10 protein-coding genes are annotated in these 12,283 nt (G+C 59.7%); 6 read left to right on the forward strand and 4 right to left on the reverse strand.

Annotation, left to right across the window (positions count from 1 at the left end; all coding sequences use genetic code 11):
• Window positions 1-86 precede the first annotated feature (86 nt).
• Window positions 87-986, reverse strand: a complete 900-nt coding sequence (locus ACM6IN_RS10020; protein ID WP_007918939.1) for a LysR family transcriptional regulator — start codon at window positions 984-986, stop codon at window positions 87-89.
• A 288-nt stretch (window positions 987-1,274) separates the two neighbouring features.
• On the opposite strand from ACM6IN_RS10020, the gene moaB reads away from it, so the two are divergent.
• Together moaB and glp are read left to right on the forward strand one after the other, a co-directional pair.
• Window positions 1,275-1,814, forward strand: coding sequence for a molybdenum cofactor biosynthesis protein B (gene moaB / locus ACM6IN_RS10025; RefSeq protein ID WP_007918937.1), 540 nt, complete (start codon window positions 1,275-1,277; stop codon window positions 1,812-1,814).
• Complete coding sequence (gene glp / locus ACM6IN_RS10030) at window positions 1,811-3,016, forward strand: gephyrin-like molybdotransferase Glp (RefSeq protein ID WP_414915899.1); 1,206 nt, start codon at window positions 1,811-1,813, stop codon at window positions 3,014-3,016. Before moaB ends, glp begins: the two co-directional genes overlap by 4 nt.
• A gap of 572 nt (window positions 3,017-3,588) precedes the next feature.
• On the opposite strand, the gene ACM6IN_RS10035 is transcribed toward glp, so the two are convergent.
• Both ACM6IN_RS10035 and moaA read right to left on the reverse strand, forming a co-directional pair.
• Entirely contained in the window at window positions 3,589-4,485 is an 897-nt protein-coding gene (locus ACM6IN_RS10035; RefSeq protein WP_095113578.1) for a bestrophin family protein, read from the reverse strand.
• Between the two features lie 36 nt (window positions 4,486-4,521).
• Entirely contained in the window at window positions 4,522-5,520 is a 999-nt protein-coding gene (gene moaA, locus ACM6IN_RS10040) for a GTP 3',8-cyclase MoaA (protein ID WP_007918429.1), read from the reverse strand.
• Window positions 5,521-5,874: 354 nt separating this feature from the next.
• On the opposite strand from moaA, the gene ACM6IN_RS10045 reads away from it, so the two are divergent.
• The 4 genes from ACM6IN_RS10045 to ACM6IN_RS10060 all read left to right on the forward strand — a co-directional run bounded on the left by ACM6IN_RS10045 (window position 5,875) and on the right by ACM6IN_RS10060 (window position 10,871).
• Entirely contained in the window at window positions 5,875-8,199 is a 2,325-nt protein-coding gene (locus tag ACM6IN_RS10045; RefSeq protein ID WP_414915900.1) for an FdhF/YdeP family oxidoreductase, read from the forward strand.
• 106 nt (window positions 8,200-8,305) lie between these two features.
• Window positions 8,306-9,709, forward strand: coding sequence for a cytochrome ubiquinol oxidase subunit I (locus ACM6IN_RS10050; RefSeq protein WP_414916087.1), 1,404 nt, complete (start codon window positions 8,306-8,308; stop codon window positions 9,707-9,709).
• Window positions 9,710-9,712: 3 nt separating this feature from the next.
• Entirely contained in the window at window positions 9,713-10,729 is a 1,017-nt protein-coding gene (gene cydB, locus ACM6IN_RS10055) for a cytochrome d ubiquinol oxidase subunit II (RefSeq protein ID WP_414915901.1), read from the forward strand.
• On the forward strand, window positions 10,716-10,871 hold the full coding sequence (locus ACM6IN_RS10060) for a DUF2474 family protein (protein ID WP_414915902.1): 156 nt from the start codon (window positions 10,716-10,718) through the stop codon (window positions 10,869-10,871). Before cydB ends, ACM6IN_RS10060 begins: the two co-directional genes overlap by 14 nt.
• A gap of 361 nt (window positions 10,872-11,232) precedes the next feature.
• On the opposite strand, the gene ACM6IN_RS10065 is transcribed toward ACM6IN_RS10060, so the two are convergent.
• Complete coding sequence (locus tag ACM6IN_RS10065; protein ID WP_007918421.1) at window positions 11,233-12,084, reverse strand: CAP domain-containing protein; 852 nt, start codon at window positions 12,082-12,084, stop codon at window positions 11,233-11,235.
• Between the last annotated feature and the right edge of the window lie 199 nt (window positions 12,085-12,283).

Below are 12,283 nucleotides of genomic sequence, written 5' to 3' on the forward strand. Positions count from 1 at the left end.
TTCTGTGTCGTGCACAGAAACTGTGATCACATCGGAAACTGTGGGAGCTGGCTTGCCAGCGATGAGGCCGGGACATCCACCCTTGCTTATTCGGCAGAAACCTCAACCCCAAACAACTTCCGCGCCTCGGCAAAACACTTCTCGGCAATCGCCGAACGCGGCTCGGTCTTGCGCATCACCAGGCCTAGCGGCGCCAGCACGCTGGCATCCGGCAACTGCATGAACGACAGGTGCTCGATCGGCTCCTCAAGCCCGCTGTCCAGCGGCATGATCGCGCAGCAGAAGCCTTGGTGAATCGCCTGCAACAGCTGATAGGTCGAATCGCTTTCCATGATCGGCTGCGGGCTGAGCCCACGGCTGCGGAAGCTCAAGTCGATGGATTTACGGTAATGCATGCCGGCGGTGATCATCCCCAGCGGTAATTCGGCGGCGTCTTCCCAGCTCATTTCCGAGCCTTCGAAATGGAAGTGGCGGTTGTCGTAGAGCAGGCCGACGCGGGTTTCGCCGATCTCGAAAAACTCGAAATAGTTCGGGTTGACGTGATCGAGGTAGCACACGCCGAGATCGAGCTGATTGTTGCCCAAACCGGCGATGATCTCGTCGGAACTGAGCGACGACAGGCTGAACTTCAACTCCGGATACGTCCCCGACAACCCCTGAATGTAATTGACCGGATTGAAGCTGCTCAGCGGCACCAGACCCAGACGCAAGCTACCCACCAGTTGCCCACGACACGCCGCCGCTTCGGCGAACAAACCGTCATGCGCGGCGAGCAAGGTGCGCGCCCAGGCCAGCACGCGTTCGCCGGCCTGAGTGAACCCTTCAAAGCGCTGGCCACGGTTGACCAGCACCAGATCCAGCTCATCTTCGAGATTACGCAGGCGCATCGACAACGTCGGTTGGGTGATGTGGCAGCGTGCGGCGGCCTGGCCGAAGTGGCGGGTTTCGTCCAGCGCGATCAGGAACTTGAGTTGTTTGATGTCCACGATGGCACCTGCTCGATTGGATTTTTTGATTGAGTATTGACGCGGATGCGCGAGACGCACGAAAAGCGCAGGGTGCGACGATCTCACTTGAACAGTTGTTCGTCCAATCGGAAGTATTTAAGGCGCTATCGATCAGCTCTATCAGGCCCGGTTTTACTGGCCCTGAACAACGTGAAAGGCACCGATAGAGCCGGTCGATAATGTGGTTGGCCAGAGTGATTAGACAGTACTCATAAGTGGCACTTAGGCTGCTCGGCAATGTTGATTGACTGCTGCCGGAGAACTGCCATGAGTGCCAAAGCCGATGCCCTGTTTGTCCCCCTGAATATTGCCGTGCTGACGGTCAGCGATACGCGCGATTACGCCAGCGATACCTCGGGCCAGTTGCTGGTCAGTCGGTTGCTGGAAGCCGGTCATACGTTGAGCGAGCGCAACTTGCTCAAGGACGATCTGTACAAAATCCGCGCTCAGGTAGCGAACTGGATTGCCGACGAAGGCATTCAGGTGGTGCTGATCACTGGCGGCACGGGTTTCACTGGTCGCGACAGCACGCCGGAAGCGGTGGCCTGCTTGTTTGATAAGCAGATTGACGGCTTCGGCGAGCTGTTCCGGGCGATTTCGATTCTGGACATCGGTACGTCCACCGTGCAAAGCCGCGCGCTGGCCGGGCTGTCGAACGGCACGCTGGTGTGCTGCCTGCCGGGTTCGACCGGCGCCTGCCGCACGGCGTGGGAAGGCATTCTTGCCGAGCAGCTGGATAACCGTCATCGCCCGTGCAACTTCGTCCCGCACCTGAAAGCCGTGCAAGCCTGCGGGTCACGCGGATGAGCAAAGCACCGTTGATGCCGGTCGAGGACGCCCTCGACCAATTGCTGTGCATGGCCAATGAGCAACGTCTGGCCGACAGCGAACTGCTGGCGCTCGACGAGGCGCGTGGGCGGGTGCTGGCCAGTGATCTGGTGGCGACCCTCGACTTGCCGCCGTGGCCGAACAGTGCCATGGACGGTTACGCGCTCAATCTCGCCGATCTGCACCGACAGCCGCTGAAGGTCTCACAGAAGGTTTACGCCGGGCTGGCACCGGACACGTTGCTGCCCGGCACCTGCGCACGGATTTTTACCGGCGCGCCGCTGCCGCCCGGCGCCACCTGCGTCGAAATGCAGGAGAACGTTGAAGTGCTGGAGGACGGCCGCGTGCGCTTCTTGCAGCCGCTGAAGGCGGGGCAGAACATCCGCGCGCAAGGTCAGGAAAATCGCGTCGGCGACATCCTGCTGCGCGCCGGCAAACGCCTTGGACCGTTCGAACTGGCAGTCGCCGCCGGACAAGGGTTGGCGCAACTGCACGTGGTGCGTCGCCCGCGTGTGGCGCTACTGTCGACCGGTGATGAACTGGTCGAACCGGGTCAGCCGTTGCGCCCCGGCAGCATCTACAACAGCAACCGCGTATTGCTCGGCCACTGGTTGCGGGAATTGGGCTGCGAGGTGATCGACGCCGGCATCCTCCCGGATCGCCCGGCGCAGACGCGGCTCAAACTTGAGCAACTGCAAGTAAGCGTTGATCTGATTCTGACTACGGGCGGCGTGTCAGCCGGGGATGCCGATTGCCTCGGGCAAGTGCTGCGCGACAGCGGCAAACCGCTGTTGTGGAAACTGGCGATCAAGCCTGGCAAACCGTTGACGGTCGGGCATTTTGGCACGGTGCCGGTGATTGGTTTACCGGGCAATCCGACCTCGGCGCTGGTGACGTTTGGCTTGTTGGCGCGGCCGTATTTGCTGCGTATTCAGGGTGTGGAAGATGTCATGCCGCTGAGTTTTACGGTCAATGCAGGTTTCGACTGGCACAAGGCTGGCGGCCGCCGTGAATACCTGCGGGTGCGGCTGGAGGCGGGGCGTGCGGTGCTCTATCCCAATCAAAGCTCCGGCGTCCTGCTTGGCGCGACCTGGGCCGATGGCCTGGTGGAAATCGCCGAGAACAGCACGCACAGCCTCGGCGACCCGCTGCGCTTCATCCCCTTCAACGAACTGTTCTGACCTCACCACCAATCAAACTGTGGGGGCATCAATATCCGCGGTGTACACAGAACCTGTGGGAGCTGGCTTGCCAGCGAGGGCGGCAGGTCAGTTGGCATTGACGTTGGCTGATACGGCCTCATCGCTGGCAAGCCAGCTCCCACAATGATTTGTGGTGATGCTTGGTGTTGAGGATGTACACAGAACGTGTGGGAGCTGGCTTGCCAGCGATGGCGGCAGGTCAGTTGGCATTGACGTTGGCTGACACGGCCTCATCGCTGGCAAGCCAGCTCCCACAATGATTTGTGGTGATACTTGATGTTGAGGATGTACACAGAACCTGTGAGAGCTGGCTTGCCAGCGATGGCGGCAGGTCAGTTGGCATTGACGTTGGCTGACACGGCCTCATCGTTGGCAAGCCAGCTCCCACAATGATTTGTGGTGATGCTTGATGTTGAGGATGTACACAGAACGTGTGGGAGCTGGCTTGCCAGCGATGGTGGCAGGTCAGTTGGCATTGACGTTGGCTGACACGGCCTCATCGCTGGCAAGCCAGCTCCCACAGGGTTTTGAGGTGTCTGGAGAGCTACGGATCAGCTCAGCACATAGTCCACTGGCTTCAGCGCCGGCGGCACTTCGGCGCCGAGTTCGGCGAGGATGTCGCGTTCGATGGTGCGTACCAGCGCATCAGTCGGCAGGTCGTTTTCGTCGCGGCCAAACGGGTCTTCCAGTTCATCGGCAATCGCATCGAGGCCAAAGAACGTGTAGCTAACAATCGCTGTGAACAACGGTGTCAGCCAGCCCAACGGTTCGGCCATGGCAAACGGCAGCAGGATGCAGAACAGATAAATCGTCCGGTGCAGCAACAGCGTGTAGGGAAACGGCAGGGGCGTGGTCTTGATCCGTTCGCACACGGCTTGCGCCTGGGTCAGGCTGGTCAAATGGTTGGCCAGCAACATGTAGCGCCACTCAGTCAGTTCACCGTTCTGATGCAAATCGGAACACTGCTGCCCGACCGTTTGCAGAATGCGCCCACTGTAATCGGGCGTCTGTGGATCAGGTTTCGGCATGATCCATTGGCTGCTCGCATCCGCTTCGCTTTCTTTACGCAACCGCGCGTTCAACGCATGGGCAAAACCACAAAGATTGAGCAACAACGGCTTGCGCTCAGCCGATTCACGAATCACATGGGTTTCGCGAATCACCGAGCGAATGTGCACGATCACTTCGCCCCAGGCTTTACGCGCCTCATACCAGCGGTCATAACAGGCGTTGTTGCGAAAATTCATGAAGATCGACAGCGACAAACCGAGCAAGGTAAACGGCGTGGCATTGACCTTGGTGAAGTTGCTCGGATGGAGGATTTCCACCAGCACGATAGCCGAGGCAAGGAGGGTGACCATCAGCGTGCGCAGGGCGATGCGCTTGGCGATCGAACCCTTGAGGGTGAAGAGAATGGCGAACTGGTTGACCTTGGGTCTGATGATCATGCTGTGCGGTTCCGATAACCGATGAAACTGGCGGGATCAGCCGCCGGTCATGTTCATGAAGCGCACAACCTGAACATCGTCGTTCACTTCGAAATTATGTCGATACGGCTTGAGCTTCATCGCCTCGACAATGGCTTTCTCCAGCCGCTGCGGTTGGCCCGGGTGGGCGCGCAGTAGCGCTTTCAGATCCACCGAATGCTCGTTACCCAGACACAGTAGCAGGCGCCCTTCGACGGTGAGGCGTACGCGGTTGCAGGTGCCGCAAAAGTTGTGGCTGTGCGGTGAGATAAAACCCAGACGAATCTCCGGCGCCTCGGCCAGCCGCCAGTAGCGCGACGGGCCTTGGGTCGACTCCGCCGAGTCGATCAGGGTGTAGCGTTCGGCAATCTTTTCTCGCACCTGGGCGCTGGAGAAAAACGACTCGGCGCGGCTGTGTTCACTGATGATCCCCAGCGGCATCTCTTCGATGAAAGAGACGTCGAGCTGACGGTCAATGGCGAAGCTGACCAGATCGTTGATCTCTTGATCATTACGGCCCTGCATCACCACAACATTGAGTTTAGTGCGGGTGAAACCGGCCTTGCGCGCAGCATCGATGCCGTTGATCACCTGCGCCAGATCGCCGGTGCGGGTCATCTGTTTGAAGCGCTGCGGATCAAGACTGTCGAGGCTGATGTTCAGGCGTTTGACCCCGGCGTCGAACAGCGGCGCCGCGAGTTTGCCCAGTTGCGAGCCGTTGGTGGTCATGCACAGTTCGCGCAGGCCGGGCAGGGCGGCGATCTGCTCGCAGAGCTTGACCACGCCCGGGCGGATCAACGGCTCGCCACCGGTCAGGCGAATCTTGCGCGTCCCCAGCGCCACAAAACTCTGCGCCAGTTGATAGATTTCCTCCAGCGTCAGCACTTGTTGGCGGGGCAGAAACTGCATGTCTTCGGCCATGCAATAGACGCAGCGGAAGTCGCAGCGGTCGGTCACCGACATGCGCAGATAGTCGACGCGGCGGTTGTAACCATCGATCAAGACACGCTCTGACATGACAGCCTCGCAGGAATGAAAACCCCGGTTGAAGGAGTTTGGTCAGCGCAGGTTATGGCTAACTTTAAGTGCCGTCCAATCACTGTTAATGAACAGCTGATTGATCCCGTCGATGATGAATTATTTTGCGCAAAAAGTTGCTTCGTTAGTTTCGCAAAGCCCCGTAAATAAAGGGTTTTAATCCGTGATAGATGCTTTCGATAAGGCGGTAATTAATAGCGATTAGACAATGTTTTGTAACGGTTCATATCCTTGCCCCGGCAAACCCAACGACCCCTTTTCAACCTTGAAAGTCGGCCGTCGCTGTTTAACCGAATCAGGTTCATGCCTGTGTGCATCGTCATGGAGAGTCCCATGTCACAAGTCGACCGTTACAAACCCTACAAAGGCGCCGCTGCCGGTTGGGGCGCTGTCATCAGCCTGACCAAAAGCTGGCTGGGCAGCGAAAACGCCCTGAAAAACATCCGTGCCATGCTCAAGACCAACCAGAACGGCGGCTTCGACTGCCCGGGTTGTGCCTGGGGTGAAGCGCCCGGCGCGAGCATGTTGAAGTTCTGCGAAAACGGCGCGAAAGCGGTGAACTGGGAAGCGACCGGGCGTTTGGTCGACCCGGCGTTCTTCAACAAGTACACGGTGTCGAGCCTGGCCGAGCAGAGCGACTACTGGCTGGAATATCAGGGTCGTCTGACCCACCCGATGCGCTACGACGCGCGGGTCGACCGCTACGTGGAAATCAGCTGGGAAGATGCTTTTGCGCTGATCGCTGATCATCTGAAAAACCTCAAATCGCCGCACGAGGCCGAGTTCTACACCTCCGGCCGTGCGAGCAATGAAGCGGCGTTTCTCTATCAATTGTTCGTCCGCGCCTTCGGCACCAACAACTTCCCCGACTGCTCGAACATGTGCCACGAAGCCAGTGCGGTGAGCATGATCGAGACCCTCGGTGTCGGCAAAGGCACCGTGGTCTACGAGGACCTGCATCACGCCGATGCGATTTTCGTTATCGGCCAGAACCCCGGCACCAACCACCCGCGCATGCTCGAACCGCTGCGTGAAGCGGTGAAACGTGGCGCGCAAGTGGTCTGTATCAATCCGCTGAAAGAGCGTGGCCTGGAGCGTTTCCAGAACCCGCAGAACCCGATCGAAATGCTCAGCAACGGCTGGGAAGCGACCAACACCGCGTACTTCCGCCCAGCCCTTGGTGGCGACATGGCGATGATTCGCGGCATGGTCAAATTCCTGTTGCAGTGGGAACGCGAAGCTCAGGCGACTGGCGGCGAGCCGGTGTTCGATCATGCGTTCATTGCCGAGCACACCACAGGGCTCGACAGCTATCTGGCTGAAGTCGAGGCGACAAGTTGGGAGCACATTCTCGAGCAGTCCGGCGTGCCGTTGCATGACATCGAACTGGCCGCGCGCATGTATGGCCGCGCCAAAAGCGTGATCATGTGCTGGGCCATGGGCCTGACCCAACACGTGCATTCAGTGGCAACCCTGCAGGAAGTCATCAACCTGCAACTGCTGCGCGGCAACGTCGGCCGTCCGGGCGCGGGGCTGTCGCCGGTTCGCGGCCACAGTAACGTGCAGGGCGACCGCACCATGGGCATCAACGAACTGGCGCCGAAGGACTTGCTGGACGCGCTGCAAAAACGCTTCAACTTCGACGTGCCGCGCATGCACGGGCACAACACGGTGATGGCGATCGGCGCCATGGAACGCGGCGAAGCCAAGGTGTTTATCGGTCTGGGCGGCAACTTCGCCCAAGCCACGCCGGACACCCCGCGCACCCACGCCGCCATGCGCAAACTCGACCTGACGGTGCACATTGCGACCAAGCTCAACCGCAGCCACTTGGTCACCGGTCGCGACGCGCTGATTCTGCCATGCCTCGGGCGTACCGACATCGACATCCAGGCTGAAGGCCCGCAAGGCGTGACCGTCGAAGATACCTTCAGCATGGTGCATTTGTCGTTCGGTCAACTGAAGCCGAAGTCGGCGCATTTGAAATCCGAGCCGGCGATCATTGCCGGGATCGCCGCCGCGACTTTGGGCAAACACCCGATCGATTGGGAGTGGGTGGTGGGCGACTACGGGCGCATCCGCAACCTGATTGCCGACGTGATTCCGGGCTTCGAAAACTTCAATGAAAAGCTGCTGATTCCGGGTGGCTTCCACCTCGGTAACGACGCTTCGGATCGGGTCTGGAACACCGCCAGCGGCAAGGCTCAATTCACCCCGTGCGTGCTGCCCGAGCACTTGATCAGCGAGGGCGTGCGCAACCTGCCGGTCAAGCCGCATCTGATTCTGCAAACCATGCGTTCCCACGATCAGTACAACACCACGCTGTATGGCCTCGATGACCGTTATCGCGGTGTTTACGGCATGCGCGATGTGATCTTCGCCAACGAGCAGGACATCCAGCGCCTGGGCTTTGAACCGGGGCAGAAGGTTGATCTGGTAGCGCTGTGGGACGACGAGCGCGAGCGTCGGGTCAGCGGTTTCACCCTGATTGCCTACGACATTCCGCCAGGGCAGGCGGCGGCGTATTACCCGGAGACCAATCCGCTGGTACCGCTGGAAAGCTACGGCGACCGCACGTATACGCCGACCTCCAAGTTCGTCGCGATCCGCCTCGAAGCCGCGAAGGTCAGCAACCTGATCCCGTCGTCGCTGGCGTAACCCGCGACTCATAAAAACATTGGCAATTTGACTGGCTGCAGGCGTTCGCGTCTGGCGGTGGCCCGGGTTCGTGCTGCCGCTTTTCAGCCTGGATGAGGACATCATCATGTTCAATCTGGAGGCACTGGACCTGGCGCGAATTCAATTCGCGTTCACGGTTTCGTTCCACATTATTTTCCCGGCGATCACCATTGGCCTGGCGAGTTTCCTCGCGGTACTCGAAGGCCTGTGGCTGAAAACCCGCAATGACACCTACCGTGATCTCTACCATTTCTGGTCGAAGATTTTCGCGGTCAATTTTGGCATGGGCGTGGTTTCGGGACTGGTCATGGCGTACCAGTTCGGCACCAACTGGAGCGGCTTCTCGGATTTTGCCGGGAGCATCACCGGGCCGCTTTTGACCTATGAAGTGCTGACTGCGTTCTTCCTTGAGGCCGGTTTCCTCGGGGTGATGCTGTTCGGCTGGAACCGTGTCGGCCGTGGCTTGCACTTCTTTGCCACGGTAATGGTCGCCATCGGTACGTTGATTTCGACGTTCTGGATTCTTGCGTCCAACAGCTGGATGCAGACGCCGCAAGGCTTTGAAATCGTCGACGGTCGGGTGATGCCGCTGGACTGGCTGGCGATCGTTTTCAACCCGTCGTTCCCGTTCCGGCTGGCGCACATGGCGATTGCCGCGTTTGTCGCCACGTCGTTCTTCGTCGGTGCCTCGGCTGCCTGGCATTTGCTGCGCGGCAATAACACGGCGCCGGTGCGCAAGATGTTTTCCATGGCGTTGTGGATGGCGTTGATCGTTGCGCCGATCCAGGCAGTGGTCGGTGACGCCCATGGCTTGAACACGCTAGAACATCAACCGGCAAAAATCGCCGCCATCGAAGGTCACTGGGAAAACGCCGACAACGGCCCGACGCCGCTGGTGCTGTTCGGCATCCCTGATATGCAGGCGGAGAAGACCAAGTATGCGCTGGAGATTCCCTATCTCGGCAGCCTGATCCTTACTCACAGCCTCGATAAGCAGATCCCGGCGCTGAAGAGCTTTCCGAAAGAAGACCGGCCGAATTCGACCGTGATTTTCTGGAGCTTCCGCGTCATGGCCGGGTTGGGGATGTTGATGATCCTCGTTGGTTTGCTGGGGTTGGCGCTGCGCCGGGGCGGCAAGCTTTATCAGCATCGCGGCTTCCAGCGACTGGTGTTGTTGATGGGGCCGAGCGGGCTGATTGCGCTGCTGGCCGGTTGGATTACCACGGAAGTCGGGCGTCAGCCGTGGGTGGTTTATGGTTTGTTGCGCACCCATGACGCAGCGTCGCATCACTCGGTGGCGCAGATGAGCACGTCGCTGGCGCTGTTCGTGGTGATCTATTTCACCGTGTTCAGCGTGGGCATCGGCTACATGATGAAACTGGTGAAAAAAGGCCCGCAGCCGCACTACGAACATCCGCCTGCGGGCGATGAGTTGCAGGCGCCGCGTCGACCGATTTCGGCGGCTACCGCCCCTATGAAGGAGCATTGAGTCATGGGTATTCAAGGTATCGATCTCTCGTTGATCTGGGGAGTGATCATCGCCTTCGGGGTGATGATGTACGTGATCATGGACGGCTTCGATCTGGGCCTGGGGATCCTGTTTCCGCTGATCCCGGATGAGCAGGAACGCGATGTGATGATGAACACCGTCGCGCCGGTGTGGGACGGTAACGAGACGTGGCTGGTGCTCGGTGGCGCGGCGTTGTATGGCGCGTTTCCGCTGGCGTACGGGGTGATTCTCGAGGCGTTGTATCTGCCGCTGATCCTGATGCTCTGCGGGCTGATTTTCCGTGGCGTGGCGTTTGAGTTTCGCTTCAAGTCTTCGCCGCAAAAACGTCATTGGTGGGACAAGGCGTTTATCGGTGGCTCGCTGTTGGCGACGTTCTCCCAGGGTGTGGTGATTGGCGCGTACGTGTCCGGGATTCCGGTAGTTGATCGGCAGTTTGCCGGCGGCGGTCTGGACTGGTTGGCACCGTTTCCGCTGGTGTGTGGCGTGGGGCTGGTGATCGCGTATGCGTTGCTCGGCAGTACGTGGTTGCTGGTCAAGACCGAAGGCATGCTGGAGTCGCGGATGCGTCTGTTCACCCGGCCGCTGGCCTTGCTGTTGATGGCGATGGTGCTGGTGATCGGCGTGTGGACCCTGCAACTGCATCCGGAGCTGGCGACACGCTGGTCGACACACGGGCATCTGCAGGTGTTTGCCGGGTTGGTGGTGTTGGCGTCGCTGGCGCTGTTCGGGCTGCTGCGTACGTTGCGTCAGCGCCATACGCACTGGCCATTCGTGTTTACGCTGGTGCTGATGTTGCTCGGTTACATCGGCCTGGCGCTGAGTATCTGGCCGAACATCATCCCACCGTCGGTGAGCATCTGGGCCGCCGCGTCACCGCCGTCGAGCCAGTTGTTTGCGTTGATCGGCGCACTGTTCATCCTGCCGGTGATCCTGATGTACACCTTCTGGAGCTACTACGTATTCCGCGGCAAAGTGAGGATTGGCGATGGCTACCATTGATTCGCGCGAAGTGAAGAACAGCCGCTGGTACAAGCGTCTGGGCTGGCTGTTGTTGATCTGGCTGGGCAGCGTGGTGTCGCTGGCGGTGGTGGCGATCCTGCTGAAACTGGCGATGTATGCAGCGGGGATGAGGACCCACTGAGCCTGAAAAACCGCAGCCAGGCTGCGGTTTTTTATTGCCTCAATCTTCCGAGCGACTGCTGACCCTGTGGGAGCTGGCTTGCCAGCGATAGCGGTGGGTCAGTCGACATCAATGTTGAAGGGGCGGGCCTCATCGCTGGCAAGCCAGCTCCCACAGGGTTTTGTGTTGTTCAGGGATGATGAGCATTACACCGATCATTGTGGGAGCGAGCCTGCTCGCGAAGGCGTCAGGTCAGACAATGTTGATGTTGAATGTAAGGGCCTCTTCGCGAGCAGGCTCGCTCCCACATTGGATCTCGGTTCGGCCGAAGATCTACTGATCAACTCAAGCCCCTGTGGGGGCGGTGTGTTTGAGATTTGAGTTACTGGGCGCCGAACATCGCGGTCCAGTAGATACCGGCACTGCTTTTCGGGTCGGTCGCGTAGGCGGCGCCGAGTTCCTGGTATTGCGGGTTCATCAGGTTGGCGCAGTGGCCGGGACTGGCGAGCCAGCCTTCGACGACTTTGTGCACGGTGTCTTGTCCGGCGGCGATGTTTTCGCCGACCTGTTGGCCGCTGTAGCCGGCGAGTTCGGCGCGATCGCCGGGAGTACGGCCGTCGCGGTCCTTGTGGTCGAAGTAGTTGTTGTTGGCCATGTCGCGGCTGTGATCCTGGGCGATCGTGCCCAGCGTCGCGTTCCACGCCAGCGGTGCGGCAGCGGCGAACGCCTGACCACCACACTGACGCGCCTGACTACGGGCGACATTGAGTTCATTGAGCAACTTCTGTCCCTCACTTTGCGCGTCACCGAGCTTGGCCGACAGCAGCGGCCGCGCCAGCACGATGCGCCAGTCACGGTCATCGCGGCTGACACCGACATCGACGAACTGCGGATCGAGCACCACCTGACAGAAACTCTCCTGAATTGCCTTCATCGCCGACGCCGCATCACGCGGGCCGTTGAGCGTGATCGCCTGCACATTGACCATCGGGTAACTGGCGCTGGCCATGGCTTGCTGCAGATCGACGGCACCGGTAGCGCGTAATCTCAGCCGTGGATCAGCTGACAGCGGTGGCAGTTCATTCGACGCCTGACTGCCGCAACGCTGCGGCTGGCTGCGGTAGCTGTTGATCGACTCGATCAGTTGCGATTCATCGCCAGCCATGGCCGGAATGGCAAACATAACGCCCACGGACAAAACGGCAAGACGCAAAACGGATGGCATGAAGCGCATGGAAATCTCCCTGGAGCTGAATGCGCCCATGATGCGCGAAAGGCCCCCGGGGAGTGCAATGTCTTTTTTCTTCATTCAGCGGTTTTTCTGCGCAACTTTGCCGATGGATTTGCCGTCTACACTCACCGAAGACCCCGGGATACGGGTGTCTCCCCGACGTAACACCTTGCCCGACTCGGGCGCTGCCGGAAGAACACAC

The organism is Pseudomonas sp. IT-P395 (assembly GCF_949767675.1).
In the GTDB taxonomy this organism is placed as follows: Bacteria; Pseudomonadota; Gammaproteobacteria; order Pseudomonadales; family Pseudomonadaceae; genus Aquipseudomonas.